A 20,955-nucleotide genomic window follows, 5' to 3' on the forward strand; every position below is an offset into this window, starting at 1 on the left:
TCGGTTCTTGAATTTTGATCCATCGGCTCGTCGATCCCCCTTCCCCCGACTGCCCGCTGTCATGTCGACCCCTGCTGCCTCCTCGAACCTTCCGCACGTGGTGCAGCCTAACGCTGCGGCCTTCGCCGAGCGCCTCAGCGCCGTTGCTACCGCCTATCAGCACAACGAAGGCGCGTGCATTATTTTCTGGGGCGGCTCGCGGGTCGCGCACCAACAAACGCTACCCGCCATCATGGAGCGCACTACCGATACGATCCATCAGTTTACGCTGGGCAACCTGCTGGGCGAGCGCCGGATGCAAACCCAAAGCGCGCTCCGCAAGGCGTTCGACCATGCCGCGGAAGAAGACGCGCTGCTGTTCTTTGAAGCGGCCGACGTCATCTTCACGTGGTCGCACGACGATTCGCCGCACCAAACGAACGAGGCCATGCCGTCGACCGCCGAGTACTTCTTTCAGCGCGTGACGGCGTTTACCGGCCCGGTGGTGCTTGCTCTTGACGACGCCACCCCCCTCGCGGCCCTCGATGATCCCTCGCCCGTTGTAATGGTTGTGGCGTTTGACAACACAGACGCTCGGTAACAAGCCACGTGGGCTGCGCGTATCGTTACCCAGCGGTTATACTTTCTACCATCTATCGCACAGGGTTATGCGAAGCAAAGGAACGTTGGTGCTTGTTGCACTTGTGGCACTGTTGGGGCTCGGCGGATGTGCCGGCGTAAGCACTTATAACGACATGATTGCGGCCCAGGAGAACGTGAAACAGGCATGGGCCAATGTCGAATCGAACTACCAGCGGCGGGCCGACTTAATTCCCAACCTCGTAAACACGGTGCAGGGAGCGGCCAACTTCGAGCAAGAGACCTTGCAACGTGTCATTGAAGCCCGCTCGAAGGCCACCTCCATACAGATCAGCGCCGACGACCTGAACGATCCGCAGAAATTGCAGCAGTACCAGGCCGCGCAGCAAGCCCTCGGGCAATCGCTGGGACGGCTCCTGGCCGTTTCCGAGCGGTACCCGCAGTTGCAGGCCACCGGCGCCTTCCGCGACTTGCAGGCGCAGCTTGAGGGGACCGAAAACCGAATTAACGTGGCCCGCCGCGATTACAATGCCGCGGTGCAGCGCTACAACACGCAGATCCGGCGCTTTCCCGCCAACATCGTTGCAAACCTGACGGGCTTCGAGCCGCGGGCACCGTTTGAGGCCGATCCCGGCGCTGCCCAGCCGCCTGCCGTAGACTTCGGGAGCTGACCCGGAGCCCTACTCGGCCTTACGTGCGACGGGCACGGCCCGCTAGGAGCCTGTTTGATTTTGCATCAGAGGGCCGCGCGCGAGCAATGACGACACGAATCTCGACCCGCGGGCGCGGTTCTTAGCAGAACTACCGGCCACAACCGGGGGCGATGTGGAGCCCGGAGGCGTGCACGGAAACAGGGTCTAAAAGGCCCAGGAGGGCACGGTGCCTAAGCGCACATTGAGGGCCCACGGCAGCACGGCAAACACCACGAGGGTGATCAGCAGGACGAAGAGGGCGTTGAGCCATGCCCCGGCGCGCATCATGTCGCGCACGTCGAGCCGGTTGCTGCCGTACACAATGGCGTTGGGCGGCGTAGCCACCGGCAGCATAAACGCACAGCTCGCGGCCAGCGCCACCGGCACGGCCAGCACCAGCGGGTTCTCGCCAATTCCCACCGCCACCGACCCAAGCAGCGGAATGAAGACCGCCGCCGTGGCGGTGTTGCTCGTCAGCTCGGTCAGCAGAATGAGGGCGGCCACAACCACGAGCACCACAAGCACCGTAGGCCACGCCTCTAGCCCGATAAACCGCTGCCCCAGCCACCGCGCGAGGCCCGTCTGGTCGATGGAGGTGGCCAGTGCCAATCCGCCGCCAAACAGCAGGAGCACGCCCCAGGGCAGATCGGCCGCGGTCGACCAGTCGAGCACAAACGTCCCCTTGCGGTCGACCGGCAGAACAAAGAGCGCCAGCGCCCCGGCCATGGCAATGCCGCCGTCGGTGAGGCCGCCGGCGTACGCCCCCAGCGCGGGCCGCGCCATCCACAGCACGGCCACGGTCGCAAACACCGCCGCCACCATCTTTTCGGGGCGCTGCATGGAACCCAGCGCATCCAGCGCGTCATCGATCACCGCATCCGAGGCGGCGAGTTGCGACAAGGTTTGGGGGAAGGCGAGCCGCGTGAGGACGCCGTACACCACGACCAGCCCCACAGCAGCCACCGGCACGCCCACCATCATCCACCGCGCAAAGCCGATCTGCACGCCGTACGTTTGCTGCATGTAGCCGGCCAGGAGCGCATTGGGCGGCGTGCCAATGAGCGTGCCCAGCCCGCCCACGCTGCACGCGTAGGCGATGCCCAGCAGCAACGCCACCGAAAACGCCTGCCGCCCCGCAGCCGACCCCTGATCGTCGGGCACCAGCTGGATTACCGAGAGCCCAATGGGCAGCATCATCATGGCCGTCGCCGTATTGCTCACCCACATGCTCAGAAACGCCGAAGCCAGCATAAAGCCCAGAATGATAGACGATGGCTCCGTGCCCACCCACCGAATGATGTGCAGGGCCATGCGCCGGTGCAACTCCCAGCGCTGCATGCCACGCGCAATGATGAAGCCGCCCAGAAAGAGAAAGATGAGCGGATCGGCGTACGGCATCGCCGCCGTCTCGAAGTCGGCAATGCCAAGAAAGGGAAACGCCACCACCGGCACGAGGGCCGTGGCCGGCAGGGGCAGCGCCTCGGTGATCCACCACACCGCCATGAGCACCCCGGCCGCGGCGGTTGCCCAGGCTTCAGGCCGCAGCCCGCTTGGCGGTGCAACCATGAGCATCACCGCAAACGCGAGTGCGCCAGCTCCCAGTCCGATCCATCGGATGATAGGTGATCGCGACGAGGCATCGGCGGCGGTAGGCATGCAGCAGGGCGAGAATCAGGAGAGGGCGTCGAGCGCGTTCGCAAGGGTCTGGCCCGAGGCACGCAAGGCCTCGGCCTCTGCATCAGACACATCCGGCTCCACAAGCGTTTCCACGCCGCCCAGGCCCAACACGGCCGGCAGGCTCAGGCACACGTCGGGCAGGCCGTACGCGCCGCCCGGCCGTACGCTCACCGGCTGCACCGAGCGCTGATCGCTGAGGATGGCGCGCACGATGCGTGCAATGACGACACCGATGGCGGTGTTCGTGTAGCCCTTGCGGTCAATGATCTGGTAGGCGGCATCGCGGGCCTCGGCGAACAGGTCGTCCATGGCCGCCCGGTCGAACGCACGCCCCAGCACGGTTTGTCCCGCAATGGGCTGCCCCGCGATGGTGGCGTTGCTCCAGATCGGCACCTCCGAGTCGCCATGCTCGCCCAGGATGTAGGCGTGCACCGAGCGCGGATCGACGCTGTAGTACTGCCCAAGGAGCGCCCGAAAGCGGGCCGTATCGAGCAGGGTGCCGGTACCCAGGATGCGCCCCGCGGGGCGGGTACTCAGCTCCTGGCTGATGTACGTGAGCACGTCGACCGGATTGGTCGCCACCACCAGGATGGCGTTGGGCGCATGCGTATCGAGTTCGGCGATGATCTGCTCGAAGATGCGCGCGTTGCGGCGCAGCAGATCGAGGCGCGTCTCGTCGGGGCCCATTTGGCTCGCGCCGGCCGAGAGCACGATGACCTGGGCCTCGGCGAGGTCGGCATAGTCGCCCGCGCGCACCGTGGTGCGGCCGACGAGCAGCTGCCCGTGCATGAGGTCCATGGCCTCGCCTTCAGCGCGGGCCGCGTCTTTATCGACCAGAATAATTTCGCTGGCCAGGCCCTGGTTAAAGAGCGCGTAGGCACCGGCCGTGCCCACATGCCCGGCGCCCACAAATCCTACGGTACGGCGTTGAATCATAGCGGTGTAGATTGATGGATGGCGGCTCACGGCGCCGCCTGAATGACGAGGTACACGGTAACGCTAAAGGAAATCACCGTGATGAGCACCACGGCAAGCGCAAGACCGTAGCTCGTCCCCTCCGATGACGGCGCGGTGCCTTCTGAGGTGGCCTCGGGCCGCGGGGTGGGTGCCGATTCCTTAGCGGTCGACGAAGAAGCAGATGGTTGGCTCATGGGACGCAATGCGCTGGGAAACAACGAACGAGGCTGCGATGCACCGGACAGCACCACACAGCGTGTGCACCGCGCGCTGCCTGCGCTACGGGGCGATGCTGTTGCGGGCTGCGGGCTATGCACGCCCTCGCGCGCCGGGCCGTTCCCTACAACGCAGTCCGCGGCTGTCGCGTCAGCCAAGGAAGAGGTACGGCTTCCAGGTGTCTTTTACCGCGCCGGCAAAGTCGCGCAAAAACATGACGTAGCTGGGCCGGAACGGCTCGCGCGCCAGCGTCATGTTGGCCTCCTCGGGCGTGCGGTCGCCCTTTCGGTTGTTGCAGGCCACGCAGGCGGCGGCAAGATTCTCCCACGTGTCGCGGCCCCCGCGCGACTTCGGCAAGACGTGATCGATGGTGAGGCGATCCTTCGCCCCACAGTACTGGCAGGTGTGCCGGTCGCGCTTGAGGATATTGCGGCGCGACAGCATCACGCGCTTGAATGGCACGCGGGCGTACGACTTGAGACGCACAATGCTGGGCCACGGCAGGTGCGTAGACGGCGACCGGATGTACTGCCCCGGCACCGACTCCACGACATGAACCTTTTGCAGATGAACGAGCACCACGGCCCGCTCGACGCTGCACACCGTAAGCGCGCTGTAATCCTGATTGAGCACAAGCACATGGCCGGTCATGGTGAGACCTCCCCTGCCACACACCTATGGACAGGCTGAGCGCGCAGTGCGACCATGCAGGAATGAAGCGAAATACTGAAGGGGGATTTCCTCCGCCAGCTGCACACTGGCTCCTTCATAAGAGATTGCGGACAACACGTTTGTGCAGGCCCAATGGCCTACGTACCGCTATCCCTAAACGGCTTTTTACCTTTTGTTTCCAAAACCTCCGCATAAAGACTGCTGCACGCAGACAATTGATCGTTTTGTAATGATCTGCTGCAACGGCATCCCCGCAGTGCAACGTGGCCCTACGCCGGCTCCAGACGTTCTACGGTGCGCGCTTTGTCGAGTGGTTCAACGCCTTGCTCTTTAAGCCACACCATGAGCACCGAAACGTCGGCCGCACGCACCCCGCTGATGCGAGAGGCCTGCCCCAGGTTGGTGGGGCGGATGCGATCGAGCTTCTCGCGCGCCTCTTTCGAGATGGTATCGAGCGCTTGGTAGTCCATGTCTTCCGGCAACGGCCAGCGCTCTTTTTCCTCCATCTGCTCCACCATCTGGCGCTGCCGGTTGAGGTAGCCTTCGTACTTCAGGTCAATTTCCACCAACCGCGGCGCGCTCAGCATACCGGGCGCCTCCGTCACCACCGCGTCGTAGATGCCTGCATGCCGCAAGAGCGCTTCGGTATCAACCTGCGGACGCTTGCAAATCTGCAGCACCGGCCCGGCCTGGTCGATAGGTGTGGTGCCCTGCGCCGTGAGGTAATCATTGACCTGCGCCGGCTGCACACTGGTCGTCTCCAGCGCGGCCCGCGTGCGGTCCACGGCGTCTTTTTTCTGCTGCATGCGCCGGTAGCGCGCTTCCGAGGCCAGGCCCAGCTTGTAGCCCAGCGCCGTCAGCCGCTGATCGGCATTGTCCTGGCGAAGCAAGATGCGATGCTCGGCCCGGCTCGTAAACATCCGGTACGGCTCATCGGTGCCCTTGGCCACCAGGTCGTCGATGAGCACGCCGATGTACGCCTCGGAGCGCTTCAACACGATGGGATCGGCGCCGCGCAGCTTCTGCACCGCGTTGATGCCGGCCATCAGGCCCTGCGCGGCTGCTTCTTCGTAGCCCGTGGTGCCGTTGATTTGCCCCGCAAAGAACAGCCCGCTCACGCGCTTCGTCTCCAGGCTATAGCGGATCTGGTACGGCGGGAAGAAATCGTATTCAATCGCGTAGCCCGGACGCAGCATGTGCGCATTTTCGAGTCCGGGGATGGTGCGCAGCGCCTCAAACTGCACGTCCTCGGGCAGGCTCGTTGAAAAACCGTTTACGTACACCTCCTGCACGCGGCGCCCCTCCGGCTCGATAAAGATCTGATGGTGCTCCTGCTCGCTGAACCGGTCGATTTTATCCTCGATCGACGGGCAGTAGCGCGGCCCCTTGGCCTGAATGCGGCCGGCAAACATAGGACTGCGGTCGAACCCGGTACGCAAGAGCGCATGGGTCTCGGGCGTGGTTTGCGTGAGCCAGCACGGCAGCTGCGCCTCGACCGGGGGGAGGGCGTCGGTCAGGAACGAAAACGCAGTGGCGTCGGGGTCGCCGGGCTGTTCCTGTAGCGCGCTGTAGTCGATGGAGCGGCCATCAACGCGCGGCGGCGTGCCCGTCTTCAGACGTCCGCTCTCGAAGCCCAGGTCGTGCAAGCACCCGGTGATGCCATGCGAGGCCCGCTCGCCCATGCGGCCGCCGCCAAAGTTCTGTTCGCCCACATGAATCACGCCGTTGGCGAAGGTGCCGGTGGTAAGCACCACGCAAGGCGCGTGAAAGGTTTGCCCGAGGCTCGTGTGCACGCCCGTCACGCGGGTGCCCGCCGCGCCGGTAGCCACGCCGGTCACCATGTCGGCCCGCAGGTGCAGGTTGTCGATGGACTCCAGCGCTTCGCGCACGCCGGCGGCATACGCGGACCGGTCGGCCTGCGCCCGCGGCCCCCACACGGCGGGCCCTTTGCTTTTGTTGAGCATCCGAAACTGAATGCCCGCCGCGTCGATGACGCGCCCCATGAGGCCGCCGAGGGCGTCGATTTCGCGGGCAATGTGCCCCTTGCCAATTCCCCCGATGGCCGGGTTGCACGACATCTGCCCGATGGCATCCAGCTTGAGGGTGATGAGGAGCGTGCGTGCGCCCATGGTTGCAGCGGCAGCGGCCGCCTCGCTGCCCGAGTGGCCGCCGCCGACCACAATCACATCGTAGTGAAAATAATCCATCGTCGTGTATCTGTTCGCTCTGCAAGCCATCGCCGATGCGCCGAAGCACGCACCTGCACATCTCAATGCGCGCCGCGGGAAGAGGTCCCGCTGCGTCGTTCAAATAGCGATCTGTTTTTGATGATCCGGCGCGGCTTCGCCTGTTCCTAGCATACGTAACATTGTCTGTCGGCTTGGAACGTTACCTTCTGTCTTCGCCGTTCGGCCTTCCTCCCTGAGCAGGTCTCCTGTTCGTACGCGATATATCTACAAATGCGAATCATACCATGTCACGCATCATTGCAACGCGGTTTCTCTCTCTTGTTGCCTTCCTATGCTTCACCGCAACGGGTACCCTCCACGCCCAACAGGCACCGATCAGCAGCGATCGGCCCGGCCTGGGCAACGGTAGCGCCGTCGTCAACCAGGGGATCTTTCAGGCCGAGCTGGGCTATCAGCTGGATGACTTCGATGTCGTCACGCTACACAACGTCGGGCAGTTGCTCCTGCGCTACGGCGTAAGCGATCGCATTGAGCTGCGCGGCGGGGTGGGAAGCCTCGGCTTCACATCGGGGTCGTTTGGTGAGGAAGCGAGCGGCTACTTGGGTGCATCGATTGGCGCCAAAGCACGGTTGGCCGAAACCGACGTGGCCCGCCTCTCGGCCCTTGCCTCGGTCGACTTCCCCTCAACGGCCAGCGGCGATTTTGAAACGCCCAACGACCGGGCGCGCCAAAACCTGTCACTGCTCTTCGATGGCGCACTCGGCAGCAATCTGGGCCTTACCGTCAATGCAGGGTACAGCTTCTTTTGGGATGCCGGCCGCTTCGATGACCGAGCCGGGCAATGGTCGTTCATCCCCACGCTGTCCACCAGCATCAACGACCAAGTGGGCGTGTACGCCGGCTATGCCGGATTTTACACGGAAGGCCTCAACCAGAACTTTGTGGAGGGTGGGCTCACGTTCCTGACGTCGCCCAACACGCAGCTCGACATCAACGCGGGATTGCAAGTGGATGACTACGCGGAGTACTACTTTCTGGGCCTTGGCCTCGCGCACCGCTTCTAAGCACTGCCTGAAGCCTTTTGCAACGCACGCCCGGCGGCCACAACCCGTCGGGCGTTTTTTATTGGACGTGCGCCAGCGCGTGCTGCACGAGCGCGGTCGAGGTCTCATCTTCACGGGGCACCATCAGGTAATTCCGTTCCGTCGTGTCTGAGGGCTCAATCGTATCGCGCCGGCGCCCCCCCGTGCGCTGTAGCTGATGAAACGTGTAATCATGCCGCTTCAAAATCTCTTGGACCGCCTGCCCCGAAGCATCGGGCAGCACCTCGCAGATGATGACCGGGCGATCGTTTGCCAGTGTCTTCTCGGCCCCCTCCAGCACCAGATGCTCCGTGGCTTCGGTGTCTAGCTTCATCAGGTCGACCGTGGCGAGGCCTTCCGCCTCCTTGTAATGGTCGACCGTATCGAGCGCCACCGTGCACGACCGCTGATCGGCGTACTGCTGCGATGCGTCGTCATCAAGACTTCCGGTCGCCGTGAGGTGATGCTCCAGGTAGGCAAACGTCGGATCAACCGTGTAGTGGAATGTATCGTGCCCACACCCCGAGGAAAGGGCGCATGGCACACATGTAACCTGTTGCAACGCGTTGAGGCGTACATTCCGCTGAAGGAAATGGTACGCGCCCGAGAGGGGTTCAAAGCTCCGGATGTGCAGGGTGGGGTGGTAGGCCGCGGCCACGAGCGTGTAATATCCCAAATTGGCGCCTATGTCAAAGAAAACATCGGCATGAGGCGCGAGAGCGCGCACGGCATGAAACGTCTCGGGCTCATAGCCCTCCACGCCCTCAAAGAACAGCCGCTTCGCCGCAAAACTGGTGGGATTGCACGCGAGCTGGATCGTATGCCAGCAATCCAACGACACCTCGAACGTGCCGGTAATGCGCGGCTGCCAGTCGACGGGAAGCTGCGATCCGATGGGCCGCAACGCATGCCGGATCGTACGGTTTACGCGCGGCCAGAACAGGGGGTGTCGCATACCTGCGTTTTTTATTTTTAATGAAGGGACAACAACATAGCGTCCAGTATCTGCCTATGCAACCGGTGTGGCGTCAAAAGCAACTATGTGCGCCATCGGTCGTGCATAGTGTTGTGGTCCTTTCACTGCATCCGCTGTCTCGCCACCCATTAGATGGCTACCTCGCCTGCCCACATGCCGCTGGTAAGCTGCCTGATGGTCACGGCCGACCGGCCCGCGCTGTGTCGGCGCGCCATTCGTTGCTACAACCGGCAGACGTACCCCAACCGCGAGCTGGTGGTGGTGGAAGACAGCACGACGGATCTTGCGCCCGTGCTGGCCGATGTGCCGGCCGGCGAGCTGGTGCACCGGCACGTGAATCCGGACCGCGACCTATCCCTGGGCGCCTTGCGTAACCTTTCGCTGGAGGCCGCCCGTGGCGACCTTTTGACACAGTGGGATGACGACGATTGGTATCACCGCGAGCGCGTCGCCCACCAGGTGGCGGCCCTGCACGATGGATACGACGCGTGTTGCCTGCACGGCGCGCTCATGCACGTGGCCTCGCCGCGCATGATGCAGCACCCGTACATTGGCTACCTGCCCGACGGCGTGCCCGGCACCATCATGCACCGTCGCAACGCTTCTATCCGGTACCCGGAGCTCGCACGGGCCGAGGACTCGGTCTTCTTAAAGGCGTGGCCGGAGACGCGGCGCGTGCAGTTGCCGCGCGAGGCGTCGCATCTGTTTATTCGATGCTACCACGGCGACAACACGTGGGAGAAGACCCACTTCCTGACGCGGATGCGCAACACCCCACGCGACTTTTTGCTGTATGCCTGGCACCGGTTTGTACGGGGCGATCTGTTCGGGCACCCGCGCTTTCAGCTGTATCCCGAAGCGCGCGCTGCGTTTGTGCAGTACCTGGAGGACTCGGTAGCACTAGGGCTGTTTGCGCCCTCGGAAGTCTGCGCCAGCCCCTTTGCCACAACCTCGTAGCTACGAGCGCTCGGCGACCCGCGTAATGGTGGCATGCATACGGCCCGCCACCGCATCCCAAGACAGCTCGTCCACCACGCGCTGTCGTCCGTAACGGCCCATCTGCCGGGCGCGCGCCGGATTCGCAAGCAACCCGTTGACGGCTTCGGCCAGCGGCTCGGGGGCCTCCGGGGGCACCAAAAGCCCCGTCTTGCCGTCCTGCACTGCGTCGGGGATGCCGCCGGCCTGCGACCCAACCACCGGCACCTCGCACGCATTCGCCTCCAAAAAGACGATCCCGAAGCCCTCGACCTGGGGCGGGGCCTCGTGCGGCGTCATGACGAAGACGTTGCTCGCGCTGTAGTAGGCCGGAAGTTGGTCGTAGTCGATGTTGCCCAGAAACTCCACGTGGCGGTCAACCTCCAGCGTGTGCACAAGGCGCTGCAGCCGCTTGCGGTCGGGGCCATCGCCCGCGACGAGGTATTGAACGGACGGGTGCTGCGCTGCCACTGCCGGCAGCGCGCGCAGTACCGTGGCCACGCCCTTGCGCTCCACCAACCGACACGCCGTAAACACGACGGGCTGATCCGCGGAAAGGCCCAGGCGCTCGCGCACGGCTGCCGTGGACGTTGGCGCAAAAAGCGCCGGGTCGGTTCCGTTGTGGAGCACCGTGAGGCGCTCACGGGGCACACCCAGCCGCTCCATCAGTCGGGCGTTGTAGCGGCTGACTGGAAACGCATGATCGACGCGCTGCACCAGTGCCCGGCGCGCCGCATCGTACAGGCGTCCAAGCAGCGGCACCTGGGCGTACGGGTTGTAGAGGAGCTCGCGCCCATGCCCCGCGCACAAGATGGTGGAGGGGGCGCCGGTGAACCGGCGGGCCACGAGCGACGCGGGCACCGTTTGCCACTGCGCATGCAGCACCACGTCGTGTGGATCAGCGCGCATCCACCGCGGCAGCCGATGCAACAGCGGGGCCACCAACAAATCGGGCCGCACCGGAAGCCGACGCACGGTACACGACAACGCCGCGTCGATGGCCGCCGCCTTCGGAGCCGTTGGCGCCACCACGGTAACGTCAACCCCATGCGCCTGCAGGCGCTCCGCCAGCTCCACAGCATACGTCTGAATACCTCCAACGGCTGGCGGGAAGTCCTGGCTGACAAGCAGAAGGCGCATACAACAGGGCGGGCAATCGTCGGCAAAAAACGCTGCCGCATGAATCGCCGGTATGAACGGGAGGTTCCTCGTTGCAGGGGGCAGAGATACAGTGCGTGACGAAGAAGGCCGCGCCTCTAACCTTCTGAAAGATGAGGATAAGCAGCGGGTGCGATGCCCCGCAGCATGGACGCCAAGCTGCACGTGTGCGCCCCACCGGATGGATGCCCCGCGCCAGGGAAGATACTGGCAAGCAGCGCAGCGACATTGCGCAAAAAACCCGCGATTCTACGCGCCATAGCGGATCTGCGCAGCCCATCGCTCATTGGTGTGGGCGGCTCCTCTGTAACGCAACACGCGCCGCTATGACGCTCGCTCAGCTTAACGACCGGTGGAAACGCTTTGCTGCCTCCCAAACCGGGCAGTGGGTGCTTAGGGGGCTGCGCTGGCTCTTTACGGGCGGCGTGGTGGCTTACCTGGTGTATGAGCTGACCACCATCGGCTGGACCGAAATATGGACGTCGCTGCCCACGGCGCCGCTGTTCTACCTGTTCTTTTTGCTGATTTACTTCTCGCTGCCGTTCACCGAGATTTTCATCTACCGGGTTACGTGGACGTACGACCTGTGGAGCAGCGTGTGGGCCTTCCTCAAGAAGCGCATCTACAACAAAGATGTGCTGGGCTACTCCGGTGAGGTCTACTTTTTTGCCTGGGCGCGCAGCCACGTCGACCTCCCCGACCGGGCCATCGCCGAGACCATCCGGGACAACAACATCATCTCGTCGGTCGCCTCCACCACCTTGGCGGCTGTGCTGCTGCTCGTTTTTCTGCAGTACGGCGAGATTCGCCTCAACGACCTGTTTGAAACGCCAAAGACCGTGTATCTCGTGGGCGGCGGGCTGGTTGCTGCGTTGCTCATTCCCATCCTGGTCCGCTTTCGGCGGCACCTCTTCTCGATGGCCTGGAAGACGGCCGGCACCATCCTGCTCATTCAGTGGGTGCGCCTGTCGGCGGGGCAGCTCTTGCAAATCGGCATGTGGGACGCCGCCCTGCCCGGCGTATCGCTCGATGTGTGGTTCACGTATGCCGCAGCCAACCTCATGATTTCGCGCATCCCGTTTTTGCCCAACCGCGACCTCGTGTTCATGGCCGTGGGCATCCAGATGGGGCAAGAGATGGCGCTGGCCACCGCGGACATCGCGAGCATGCTCATGGTGTTTGCGGTGCTAGGCAAGGTGCTCAACGTGGTGCTCTTTGCGGGCGCCACGGCCTACAACCGCTGGATCCTTGACGCGCCGCGGCCCGAGGCCCCTGCCGCCCCGCCCGACCCCGAGGCCTCGCCCGCCGATGCGTGAATTGTTGATGACGCTCCAGCCTTTTTCCGTCAGCCGATCGCAACATTCCGCGTCTCGAAGGATTGACACCCGTTGAGGTAACGTTCTTTGCTACGCCCCGCCGCCCCTGCGCGGCGCTTTGTTTTCCTCCTTTGCCCGACACGCTTTTATTTCTGCATGGCCACCACCGTAAGCACCAGCGACTTCCGCAACGGACTCACGTTCATCTGGAAGGATGATCTCTGGCAGATTGTTGACTTCCTCCACGTTAAGCCCGGCAAGGGCGGTGCCTTCGTGCGCACGACGCTTAAAAATGTGCGCGACGGGCGCGAGCTCGACAACACCTTTCGGGCCGGCGAGAAGGTCGAGGAGATTCGCGTAGAGAAGCGAGAGCATCAGTTTCTGTACGAAGACGACTACGGCCTTCATTTCATGAACATGGACACCTACGCGCAGTTTGCGCTGCCGCCGGAGCAGGTGGAAGGCCGCGAATACTTGAAAGAAGGCGCCACTGTGGATATTCTGTTTCGCGCCGACACCGAAGAGCCACTCAAAACGCGCCTGCCGCAGAAGGTAGACCTTGAAGTGGCCGATACCACCCCGGGGCTACGCGGCGACACCGCCCAAGGCGGATCCAAGCCGGCCACGCTCGAAAGCGGCGCCACCGTCGACGTCCCGCTCTTCATTAACGAAGGCGACGTGGTGCGCGTAAACACCGACACCGGGGCCTACGAGACGCGCGTCTCGACGGCGTAAGCGCGCCCGCCCTGTTCATTCTAGTTCCCTAGTTTCCGTTGCCCGCATGAAGCTCTCGAAGATTCAGGATCTGCTTAAAATTGTTGCCGACAGTGGCGTTGCCGAAATTGAGTACGAGGACGACGACTTTAAGCTGACGATCCGCCAGCAGTCGCCTACGGTGATGATGCAACCCGCGGCGCCGTCGTACCCGATGCAGCAGCCGTACGCGGCCCCACCGCAGGCGGCCCCCACGGCACAGCCACAGCCGCAGCCGCAAGCCGCCCCCCCGGCGCCCGACGCCAACGCGACGGCCAACGCCGCTTCGGCCACCAACGGCGCGCCCGAATCTTCAGGCGACACCGACGACACCTCTTCATCCAGCGCCAACGACCAGACCGTCACCGCGGAGCTCGTGGGCACGTTCTATCGTCAGCCCAGCCCCGATGCCGATCCGTTCGTTTCGGTGGGCGACACGGTGGAGACGGGCGACGTGCTGTGCATCATCGAGGCCATGAAGATCATGAACGAGATCGAGTCGCCGGTGAGCGGCACCGTGAAAGAGATCCTCGTCGAGGATGCCGAGCCGGTCGAGTTCGATCAGCCGCTCTTCATTGTCGAAGCAAAATAACGCGCAGCGGCCCCGGCGGCCGCTTTTTTGTGCTCGCCTCCTGCTCATCGCCAACTGTCTCCGGTGCCTGACATCAACAAAGTACTGATTGCCAACCGTGGAGAGATCGCCCTCCGCATCATTCGGACGTGCCACGAGATGGGCCTGCAAACGGTGGCCGTCTACTCCACGGCCGACCGCGACGCCCTGCACGTGCGCTTTGCCGACGAGGCCGTGTGCATCGGCCCGCCGTCTTCGGCGCAGAGCTACTTGCGCCCCGACCGCCTCATCGCTGCGGCCGAGGTCACCGGCGCCGACGCCATCCATCCCGGCTACGGCTTTCTGTCCGAAAACGCCGAGTTTAGCCAGATCTGCCGCGACAACAACGTCATTTTTATTGGCCCCAAGCCCGAGACCATCCGCCTCATGGGCGAAAAGTCGCTGGCCAAAGAGACCATGGCCGACGCGGGCGTGCCCACCGTGCCCGGCTCCGACGGCATTGTAGGCTCCATGGCCGAGGGCCGCGCCGTGGCCGAGGACATCGGCTTTCCCGTGATGGTGAAGGCCAGTGCGGGCGGCGGGGGGCGCGGCATGCGCCTCGTGCGCGACCCGGACGACTTTGCCCGCCTCTTTGAGGGCGCGCGCTCCGAGGCCCAAAACGCCTTCGGCAACCCCGATGTGTACATCGAAAAGTTCGTCGAGAAGCCGCGCCACGTCGAAATTCAACTGCTGGGCGACGGCCAGGGCAACGTCTTGCACTTTGGCGAACGCGAATGCTCCATTCAGCGCCGCCACCAAAAGCTGCTCGAAGAAGCCCCCTCCCCCATCGTCTCGGAGGATCTGCGCGAGCGCATGGGCGAGGCAGCCATCTCCGGCGCACAGGCCGTGAACTACAGCGGCGCCGGCACGGTCGAGTTTCTCGTGGACGCCGAGCACAACTTCTACTTCATGGAGATGAACACCCGCATCCAGGTGGAGCATCCCGTGACGGAAGAGGTGACCGACTGGGACCTCATCGAGCAGCAGATTCGCGTGGCCATGGGCGAGACCATCCAGACGGGCTCCATTCCGCTCGAAGGCCACGCCATTGAGTGCCGCATCAACGCCGAGAATCCGTTCAAAAACTTTGCGCCCTCGCCGGGCGTCATCAAAGCCTTCCATCAGCCCGGTGGCCACGGCGTTCGCGTCGACACGCACGCCTACGCCGACTACATGATTCCGCCCCACTACGACTCGATGATCGCGAAGCTCATCGTGCGCGGCAAAACCCGCGACCAGGCCATCCGCAAGATGAAACGCGCGCTCGACGAGTTCGTCATCGAAGGCATCCATACCACCATCCCCTTTCACCAGCAGCTAATGGAGAACGAGCGCTTCCAGGCCGGCGACTTCGACACGCGCTTCCTGGACGACTTCGACATTGTTTCTCCCACCGCGTAACGGCATGCCCCACCGCAGGCCGCCCCTCACGTTTCGTTCACCCCGATACCCCGATTCATGAGTTACCCCGAAGACCTTTACTACACGGACGACCACGAATGGCTGCGCACGGAAGACGACGGCACGGCCACCATTGGTGTCACCAACTTTGCACAGCAGGAGCTGGGCGACATCGTGTTTGTGGAGCTTGACCCAGAAGGAACGTCCCTGCAAAAGGGCGACGTGTTTGGCACCATTGAGGCCGTCAAAACCGTCTCTGAGCTGTTCATGCCGGCCAGCGGTACCATCGTAGATGTAAATACCGCGCTGGAAGATGCGCCCGAGACGGTGAACGACGATCCGTACGGCGACGGCTGGATGGTTCGGATTGAGCTGGAAAACATGGATGACCTCGACGACCTCATGAACGCCGAGGCCTACGAGCAAATCGCGTAGGTCGCGCCCGCCTCCTTGCCTGCTTGCCCCGCCGTCCATGCACGACCGCATCATCATCCTCGACTTTGGCTCGCAGTACACGCAGCTCATCGCGCGGCGCGTTCGCGAGGCCGGCGTCTACTCCGAGATCTATCCGTGCACCACGCCCACCGACGAGATTGCGGCCCTGCAGCCCCAGGGCCTTATCCTGTCGGGCGGGCCCTGCTCGGTGTACGACGATCATGCGCCACGCCTCGATCCGGCCCTACTGCAACTGACCCGCGCCGACGGTTCGGCCGTGCCGGTGCTGGGCATCTGTTACGGCCTGCAGGTTATGGCCCACCAACAGGGCGGGCAGGTGGAACGCGCCGAACGCCGCGAGTTTGGCCGGGCCCACATCTCCGTTCCTGCCGATGCCCCGACCGACGGACTGTTTGCCCACGTGCCTGATGGCTCAACGGTGTGGATGAGCCACGGCGACCACCTCACCGAACTGCCCGACGGCTACACGGTGATCGCGCGCACCGACAACGCGCCCGTGGCTGCAGTGCGCCATACCGAGGCGCCCCACTACGGCGTGCAGTTTCATCCCGAGGTGGTGCACACCGCCTACGGCACGCAGATCCTGGAAAACTTTGCGCATGAGATTTGCGGCTGCGCCGGCGACTGGACGCCCGCGTCGTTCGTGGAGGAAAAGGTGGATGCCATCCGCGATGAGGTGGGCGACCGCCACGTCATTTTGGGCCTGTCTGGCGGCGTAGATTCTTCCGTCGCGGCGGCCTTGCTCCACCGCGCCATTGGCGATCAGCTGCACTGCATCTTTGTAAACAACGGCGTGCTGCGCAAGGGCGAGTGGACGCAGGTGCAGGAAACGTTTCGCGGGCACTTTGCCATGGACCTGCACGCTGTGGACGCGACCGACACCTTCCTGGCGGCGCTTGCAGGCGTTACCGATCCGGAGGAGAAGCGCCACATCATCGGCAACACGTTCATCGACGTGTTCGAGGAAGAAACCGAACGCATCGCTAACGCCCTCGGCCAGCGGCCCACCTTCCTGGCCCAAGGCACGCTCTACCCGGATGTCATTGAGAGCGTATCCTTCAAGGGCCCGTCGGTCACGATCAAAACGCACCACAACGTGGGCGGGCTGCCCGAGGAGCTCGGGTTTGCGCTGATTGAGCCGTTCCGCGAGCTGTTTAAGGACGAGGTGCGCGCTATCGGACGCCTGCTCAACGTGCCCGAAGCGATCGTGTCGCGCCATCCGTTTCCCGGACCGGGGCTCGCGATTCGCATCTTGGGCGCCGTCACGCCGGAGCGCCTCACCCTCTTGCGGGCGGCGGATGCCATCTTCATCGACGAGCTGCGCGCCAACGACCTATACAACGAAACCTGGCAGGCCTTTGCGGTGCTTCTCCCTGTGCAAACCGTGGGCGTGATGGGCGACGAGCGAACCTACGAGCACGTCGTGGCCCTGCGCGCGGTGACGAGCGTTGACGGCATGACGGCCGACTGGGCGCAGCTGCCGCACGACTTTCTGGGCCATGTGGCCAACCGTATCGTCAACGAAGTGCGCGGCATCAACCGCGCCGTGTACGACATCACCTCCAAGCCGCCGGCAACCATCGAGTGGGAGTAACGCCGTGCGCTTTTATGGCGGCTTGTGCCTGCACCGGTGGCGATTGTGCCAAACGTTTGGTACGCTGCATTGCGCACCGTCCCTATTTTTTATCGGCTAACTGGCTTTTCCTATGATACGTCGTGTGGTCCTCTGCGTACTGCTCAGCTTGGCGGGCCTTAGCGGCTGGGCCCCGCACGCACAGGCGCAGCAACCGGTAACGCGCAATGCCGATGCCGAACTGATGTTTGATCAGGGCGTGGCGGCCTTTGAGGCGGGCAACTACCAGGACGCGTTTGAACGCTTTCGGCTGGTGGCGGAGTACCCCGTGAACCAACGAACCACCGCTGCCCTGCTGATGGCCGGGCGGGCGCTGTACCGTCAGGGGAAGTACCGTCAGGCGCAGACGTGGCTCAACCGCCTGCTGCGGCAATACCCGTCCACGTCCTACCGCGACGAGGCCGAGCGGGTGCTGCGGTTTGTAGACCAAGGGCTGCAGCAGTACGGCGCGCGCCCCGACACGCTGCGCATTGGCGTGGCACTGCCCATGGGCGATCAGCAGGTGAGCCTGTCGCAGGCGCTGTTCAATGGCCTCCGGCTAGCGGCCGAGCAGCACAACGGCGTACGGCGGCGCTTCATCTTGCCCCCGGGCCTGCAGCAGCGCGCCCGCGACAGCGTGCGGGTGTACGACACTGCCGCCCTAGACAGCGACAGCCTCGCCGCCGCCGAAGGCCGTCTGACCCTCGTGGCGGGGCGCGACACGGTACGCCTCGATTCGATGCAGGTGGTGACCGAGCAGGTGCGCACGCCCGCCTGGGTGGCGAAGCTGTACTTTCGCGCCTCGGGCACGACGCCCCAATCGGCGCGGGCCGCGGTGGATTCACTCATCCGCATTGACCGCGTGGACCTCATCGTGGGCCCGCTGTACAGCCGTACCGCGCGGGCCGCGGGCGCGGTGGCCGAGGCGGCCGGCGTCATTCTCGTGGCGCCCCTGGCCACCGATGCCAGCGTTTCTATCGGGCGGCAGCACGTCTTCCAAACCAACCCCACCATGCCCATGCGTGGGCGCGTGATGGCGCAGTTTGTGCGCGACGGCCTCATGACCAACACGGCCGGCATCATCTACGAAGCGGACAACACGTTGGGGGCGCAGATGGCGCGCGGCTTCATCGCGCAAAGCCGTGTGGCGGGCGTCAATGTGGCGTACGAGCTCCGCCTGCCCAATGCGCGCAGCTGGTCGCGCCTGCCCGAGGCGTTTGCCACCGACTCAACCGTAACGGATTCCATGCGGGCCTCGGCTGAGGTGGTCTACCTGCCCATTTCGGGCCGCAACGCCACCGGGCGCATTCAGGAAGCCCTCATTGGCCTCGATCGGCTGAGCGGGCAGCCGCGGGTGCTGGGCAATGCCGAGTGGCACGACCTGGCCATCGAGAAGATGGCGAGCCGATTTTTGGCCACCTACACCAACGACTTTTACGTGGATCCCGCGCGGCCGGCGGTGCAGGACTTCATCCGCAGCTATCGCCTGCTCACCGGTGCGCCGCCGAGTGCGGGCTCGGTGGCCGAGCGCCGCCTGGCGTACACCGGGTACGACGTGGCAACCTTTCTGATGCAAACGTTAACGCCCGGCCTCACGCGGCCGGCGCCCGCGACCCTCCGCAACGCCGCGCGCTACGAAGGGCTGGGCATGCGCATCGACTTTGCGCCCGACAGCAACGTGAACGGCGCCATGTTCATCCACCGCTACCGCAACGGGCAGATTGAGCTGGTCCGCTAAGCCGGCGGCTCGCTATTCACGCTGTTCGGTGGGCATCACCATCAGCTCCTCGACGTCCACATGCGGCGGCGCGGTGAGCGCGTAGCGGATGGCAGCGGCAATGTCGCCCGACTCCATCAGCTTCCAGCCCTGGTTGCCCGACGAAATCTGTTGCAGGATGTCCTCGTCGGTGATGGTGTTCGTCAGCTCCGTGGCTACCGCGCCGGGCTCAATGCTGGTGACGCGGATGTTGTGCGCCGGTCCGAGCTCGTTGCGCATGCCCTCGGAGAGCGCCCGCACGAAAAACTTGGTGCCCGAGTACACCGCGCTTCCCGGAAACACCCGCCGCCCGGCCACCGACGAGACGTTGACGATGTGCCCCTGGCCGCGCTCCAGCATCGACGGCAAGACCGCGCCAATGCCGTACAGGACGCCCTTCACGTTCACGTCCACCATCTGCTCCCACTCGTCCTCGTGCAGGTTTTCCATGAGCGAGAGCGGCATGATGCCCGCATTGTTTATGAGCACGTCCACCGGACCAAACGCCTCAACGGCTGCGTCCACGAGCTCCTGCACTTGGCTGCGCTCGGTGACGTCGGTTGGCACCACCAGGGCGTCTCCGCCGTCGTCTGTAATCTCTTGCTGCAACGCCTCCAGGCGCTCGGCGCGGCGTGCGGCCAAGACCACCGCGGCCCCCTCGCGGGCGAGCATGCGGGCCGTGGCCTCGCCAATGCCGCTCGATGCGCCGGTTACGATAGCTGTAGCTCCGGTAAGATCGGTCATAGAACGCTGGAATTGGTTGAGTGAGCAAAAAAGCTACGGCGTATAATCCGACAGCCCGCAGGCAAGGTCCACGCGACACGACAATGATACATTGCGCCCCTCGGGCACGCCGGGCTATTGACGGATGGGTTCTCCTATCAAGCGCCCGGCAATAATACGGGCGCTGGTGCCGTTTACGGAACAGATGTTCCCGGCCCCATGTTACGCCCGCAGCACACTCGGCCCTGCCCCGGGACTTCGTTCCGATCTCCTGATCAACGCTTGCTGTTTCATGCGTCTTCGCTCGCTCCTGCTCGTCCTCGGCCTGCTCGTGGTGGGCACCGCCTGCTCTGGAAGCAATAGGCTCCGGTACTCGTCGGCGAAAGATGCCTACCAAAAGGGCTACGCGCAATACCAGGCTGGCGACTACGAGGATGCCATCCGCTTCTTTCGGGCCGTCTTTCAGTACGGCCGCGGCAACGAGTGGGCCGACGACGCCCAGTACTTCTTGGCCAGCTCCTACCGCGAGCAAAGCCGTTACCTGATGGCGGCCACCGAGTACGGGCGGTTTTTGCAGCTCTACCCCACCAACCAGCGGGCGCCGCATGCGGAGTATCAGCGGGCGCTGGCCTACTACGAGCGCTCGCCCAATTTCCACCTGGGCCAGTCGGATAGTTACCAGGCCATTTCGTACTTCCAGCTATTCCTCTCGCGGTATCCCAACCACGAGCTTGCGCCCAAGGCCGAAGACAAAATCTTTGAGCTGCGCACCAAGCTTGCCCACAAGCAGTACGCTGCCGGCGCCCTGTATGAAGAACGCGAGCTGTGGCCGGCCGCTGTGCACGCGTACAAAAGCGTGTTTGACGAATACCCGGACACGCCCTGGGCCGATGACGCACTGCTGGCCTCCATCAATGCGTACATTCAGTACAGCGACAACAGCATTCAGCAGAAGCAGGCCGAGCGGTATCAGGCGGCCCTGGACCAGTACCGCCGCCTCACGCAGCTCTTTCCCGACAGCCCGCTCCTTGACGAGGCTGAAGCGCTCTACCAGGAAGCGCAACGCAAGCTGCAAGCGGTGCAAGCACAGCAACAGGAGGCCAAGAAGCAATCGCTGGCCGACACCTCGGGTCTCCCTCAGCGCAAATAGCGGCG

General features: G+C 64.0%; 20 protein-coding genes. 12 read left to right on the plus strand and 8 right to left on the minus strand.

Going from position 1 to position 20,955, the window contains the following annotated elements; all coding sequences use genetic code 11:
* Nucleotides 1-61: 61 nt before the first annotated feature.
* Complete coding sequence (locus tag SALLO_RS0108660) at nucleotides 62-580, plus strand: hypothetical protein (protein WP_022835913.1); 519 nt, start codon at nucleotides 62-64, stop codon at nucleotides 578-580.
* A gap of 67 nt (nucleotides 581-647) precedes the next feature.
* Complete coding sequence (locus SALLO_RS0108665; protein WP_022835914.1) at nucleotides 648-1,250, plus strand: LemA family protein; 603 nt, start codon at nucleotides 648-650, stop codon at nucleotides 1,248-1,250.
* 186 nt (nucleotides 1,251-1,436) lie between these two features.
* Here SALLO_RS0108665 and SALLO_RS0108670 read toward each other — a convergent pair whose 3' ends face one another.
* From SALLO_RS0108670 to mnmG, 5 genes are all read right to left on the minus strand, one after another.
* On the minus strand, nucleotides 1,437-2,927 hold the full coding sequence (locus tag SALLO_RS0108670) for an SLC13 family permease (protein ID WP_022835915.1): 1,491 nt from the start codon (nucleotides 2,925-2,927) through the stop codon (nucleotides 1,437-1,439).
* A gap of 15 nt (nucleotides 2,928-2,942) precedes the next feature.
* Nucleotides 2,943-3,884 carry an L-lactate dehydrogenase gene (locus SALLO_RS0108675; protein WP_022835916.1) on the minus strand — a complete coding sequence of 314 codons (942 nt, stop codon included), beginning with the start codon at nucleotides 3,882-3,884 and terminating at the stop codon, nucleotides 2,943-2,945.
* Between the two features lie 26 nt (nucleotides 3,885-3,910).
* Complete coding sequence (locus SALLO_RS0108680) at nucleotides 3,911-4,099, minus strand: hypothetical protein (RefSeq protein WP_022835917.1); 189 nt, start codon at nucleotides 4,097-4,099, stop codon at nucleotides 3,911-3,913.
* Between the two features lie 172 nt (nucleotides 4,100-4,271).
* A complete protein-coding gene (locus SALLO_RS0108685) occupies nucleotides 4,272-4,772 on the minus strand; it encodes an HNH endonuclease (RefSeq protein ID WP_022835918.1) in 501 nt (166 codons plus the stop codon).
* Nucleotides 4,773-5,062: 290 nt separating this feature from the next.
* Entirely contained in the window at nucleotides 5,063-7,000 is a 1,938-nt protein-coding gene (mnmG, locus tag SALLO_RS16215; RefSeq protein ID WP_022835919.1) for a tRNA uridine-5-carboxymethylaminomethyl(34) synthesis enzyme MnmG, read from the minus strand.
* Nucleotides 7,001-7,266: 266 nt separating this feature from the next.
* Here mnmG and SALLO_RS16220 point away from each other — a divergent pair, with 266 nt between their 5' ends.
* Complete coding sequence (locus tag SALLO_RS16220; protein ID WP_022835920.1) at nucleotides 7,267-8,046, plus strand: transporter; 780 nt, start codon at nucleotides 7,267-7,269, stop codon at nucleotides 8,044-8,046.
* A 58-nt stretch (nucleotides 8,047-8,104) separates the two neighbouring features.
* On the opposite strand, the gene SALLO_RS0108700 is transcribed toward SALLO_RS16220, so the two are convergent.
* Entirely contained in the window at nucleotides 8,105-9,019 is a 915-nt protein-coding gene (locus tag SALLO_RS0108700; RefSeq protein ID WP_022835921.1) for an FkbM family methyltransferase, read from the minus strand.
* A 153-nt stretch (nucleotides 9,020-9,172) separates the two neighbouring features.
* Here SALLO_RS0108700 and SALLO_RS0108705 point away from each other — a divergent pair, with 153 nt between their 5' ends.
* Entirely contained in the window at nucleotides 9,173-9,997 is an 825-nt protein-coding gene (locus tag SALLO_RS0108705) for a glycosyltransferase family 2 protein (protein ID WP_022835922.1), read from the plus strand.
* Here the strand turns inward: SALLO_RS0108705 and SALLO_RS0108710 are convergent, their stop codons facing one another.
* Nucleotides 9,998-11,155 carry a glycosyltransferase family 4 protein gene (locus tag SALLO_RS0108710; RefSeq protein WP_022835923.1) on the minus strand — a complete coding sequence of 386 codons (1,158 nt, stop codon included), beginning with the start codon at nucleotides 11,153-11,155 and terminating at the stop codon, nucleotides 9,998-10,000.
* A gap of 344 nt (nucleotides 11,156-11,499) precedes the next feature.
* Between SALLO_RS0108710 and SALLO_RS16225 the strand changes: the two genes are divergently transcribed.
* The 7 genes from SALLO_RS16225 to SALLO_RS0108745 all read left to right on the plus strand — a co-directional run bounded on the left by SALLO_RS16225 (nucleotide 11,500) and on the right by SALLO_RS0108745 (nucleotide 19,059).
* On the plus strand, nucleotides 11,500-12,489 hold the full coding sequence (locus SALLO_RS16225) for a hypothetical protein (RefSeq protein WP_022835924.1): 990 nt from the start codon (nucleotides 11,500-11,502) through the stop codon (nucleotides 12,487-12,489).
* A gap of 156 nt (nucleotides 12,490-12,645) precedes the next feature.
* Nucleotides 12,646-13,224, plus strand: a complete 579-nt coding sequence (gene efp / locus SALLO_RS0108720; RefSeq protein ID WP_022835925.1) for an elongation factor P — start codon at nucleotides 12,646-12,648, stop codon at nucleotides 13,222-13,224.
* A gap of 46 nt (nucleotides 13,225-13,270) precedes the next feature.
* A complete protein-coding gene (gene accB / locus SALLO_RS0108725) occupies nucleotides 13,271-13,834 on the plus strand; it encodes an acetyl-CoA carboxylase biotin carboxyl carrier protein (RefSeq protein WP_022835926.1) in 564 nt (187 codons plus the stop codon).
* A 63-nt stretch (nucleotides 13,835-13,897) separates the two neighbouring features.
* A complete protein-coding gene (gene accC, locus SALLO_RS0108730; RefSeq protein ID WP_022835927.1) occupies nucleotides 13,898-15,253 on the plus strand; it encodes an acetyl-CoA carboxylase biotin carboxylase subunit in 1,356 nt (451 codons plus the stop codon).
* A gap of 57 nt (nucleotides 15,254-15,310) precedes the next feature.
* Nucleotides 15,311-15,688 (plus strand): glycine cleavage system protein GcvH, encoded by a 378-nt coding sequence (gene gcvH, locus SALLO_RS0108735; protein WP_022835928.1) that lies wholly within the window; start codon nucleotides 15,311-15,313, stop codon nucleotides 15,686-15,688.
* Between the two features lie 37 nt (nucleotides 15,689-15,725).
* Entirely contained in the window at nucleotides 15,726-17,303 is a 1,578-nt protein-coding gene (guaA, locus tag SALLO_RS0108740) for a glutamine-hydrolyzing GMP synthase (protein WP_022835929.1), read from the plus strand.
* Between the two features lie 112 nt (nucleotides 17,304-17,415).
* Nucleotides 17,416-19,059 carry an ABC transporter substrate-binding protein gene (locus SALLO_RS0108745; RefSeq protein ID WP_040605743.1) on the plus strand — a complete coding sequence of 548 codons (1,644 nt, stop codon included), beginning with the start codon at nucleotides 17,416-17,418 and terminating at the stop codon, nucleotides 19,057-19,059.
* A gap of 12 nt (nucleotides 19,060-19,071) precedes the next feature.
* Here SALLO_RS0108745 and SALLO_RS0108750 read toward each other — a convergent pair whose 3' ends face one another.
* Nucleotides 19,072-19,821 carry an SDR family oxidoreductase gene (locus SALLO_RS0108750; RefSeq protein WP_022835931.1) on the minus strand — a complete coding sequence of 250 codons (750 nt, stop codon included), beginning with the start codon at nucleotides 19,819-19,821 and terminating at the stop codon, nucleotides 19,072-19,074.
* Nucleotides 19,822-20,092: 271 nt separating this feature from the next.
* On the opposite strand from SALLO_RS0108750, the gene SALLO_RS0108755 reads away from it, so the two are divergent.
* Nucleotides 20,093-20,950: an outer membrane protein assembly factor BamD gene (locus SALLO_RS0108755; protein WP_022835932.1), complete on the plus strand. Its 858-nt coding sequence runs from the start codon at nucleotides 20,093-20,095 to the stop codon at nucleotides 20,948-20,950.
* Nucleotides 20,951-20,955 lie beyond the last annotated feature (5 nt).

The organism is Salisaeta longa DSM 21114, assembly GCF_000419585.1.
In the GTDB taxonomy this organism is placed as follows: Bacteria; Bacteroidota; Rhodothermia; order Rhodothermales; family Salinibacteraceae; genus Salisaeta; species Salisaeta longa.

What these genes read in the sequence shown, in the direction of transcription:
- efp (WP_022835925.1), top strand. Translation starts at nt 12,646, where the DNA reads ATGGCCACCACCGTAAGCACCAGCGACTTCCGCAACGGACTCACGTTC.
- SALLO_RS0108685 (WP_022835918.1), bottom strand. Translation starts at nt 4,772, where the DNA reads ATGACCGGCCATGTGCTTGTGCTCAATCAGGATTACAGCGCGCTTACG.
- SALLO_RS0108750 (WP_022835931.1), bottom strand. Translation starts at nt 19,821, where the DNA reads ATGACCGATCTTACCGGAGCTACAGCTATCGTAACCGGCGCATCGAGC.
- SALLO_RS0108680 (WP_022835917.1), bottom strand. Translation starts at nt 4,099, where the DNA reads ATGAGCCAACCATCTGCTTCTTCGTCGACCGCTAAGGAATCGGCACCC.
- SALLO_RS0108710 (WP_022835923.1), bottom strand. Translation starts at nt 11,155, where the DNA reads ATGCGCCTTCTGCTTGTCAGCCAGGACTTCCCGCCAGCCGTTGGAGGT.
- SALLO_RS0108660 (WP_022835913.1), top strand. Translation starts at nt 62, where the DNA reads ATGTCGACCCCTGCTGCCTCCTCGAACCTTCCGCACGTGGTGCAGCCT.
- SALLO_RS16225 (WP_022835924.1), top strand. Translation starts at nt 11,500, where the DNA reads ATGACGCTCGCTCAGCTTAACGACCGGTGGAAACGCTTTGCTGCCTCC.
- SALLO_RS0108665 (WP_022835914.1), top strand. Translation starts at nt 648, where the DNA reads ATGCGAAGCAAAGGAACGTTGGTGCTTGTTGCACTTGTGGCACTGTTG.
- guaA (WP_022835929.1), top strand. Translation starts at nt 15,726, where the DNA reads ATGCACGACCGCATCATCATCCTCGACTTTGGCTCGCAGTACACGCAG.
- SALLO_RS0108705 (WP_022835922.1), top strand. Translation starts at nt 9,173, where the DNA reads ATGGCTACCTCGCCTGCCCACATGCCGCTGGTAAGCTGCCTGATGGTC.
- SALLO_RS0108675 (WP_022835916.1), bottom strand. Translation starts at nt 3,884, where the DNA reads ATGATTCAACGCCGTACCGTAGGATTTGTGGGCGCCGGGCATGTGGGC.
- SALLO_RS16220 (WP_022835920.1), top strand. Translation starts at nt 7,267, where the DNA reads ATGTCACGCATCATTGCAACGCGGTTTCTCTCTCTTGTTGCCTTCCTA.
- SALLO_RS0108700 (WP_022835921.1), bottom strand. Translation starts at nt 9,019, where the DNA reads ATGCGACACCCCCTGTTCTGGCCGCGCGTAAACCGTACGATCCGGCAT.
- SALLO_RS0108670 (WP_022835915.1), bottom strand. Translation starts at nt 2,927, where the DNA reads ATGCCTACCGCCGCCGATGCCTCGTCGCGATCACCTATCATCCGATGG.
- SALLO_RS0108745 (WP_040605743.1), top strand. Translation starts at nt 17,416, where the DNA reads ATGATACGTCGTGTGGTCCTCTGCGTACTGCTCAGCTTGGCGGGCCTT.
- gcvH (WP_022835928.1), top strand. Translation starts at nt 15,311, where the DNA reads ATGAGTTACCCCGAAGACCTTTACTACACGGACGACCACGAATGGCTG.
- accB (WP_022835926.1), top strand. Translation starts at nt 13,271, where the DNA reads ATGAAGCTCTCGAAGATTCAGGATCTGCTTAAAATTGTTGCCGACAGT.
- SALLO_RS0108755 (WP_022835932.1), top strand. Translation starts at nt 20,093, where the DNA reads ATGCGTCTTCGCTCGCTCCTGCTCGTCCTCGGCCTGCTCGTGGTGGGC.
- mnmG (WP_022835919.1), bottom strand. Translation starts at nt 7,000, where the DNA reads ATGGATTATTTTCACTACGATGTGATTGTGGTCGGCGGCGGCCACTCG.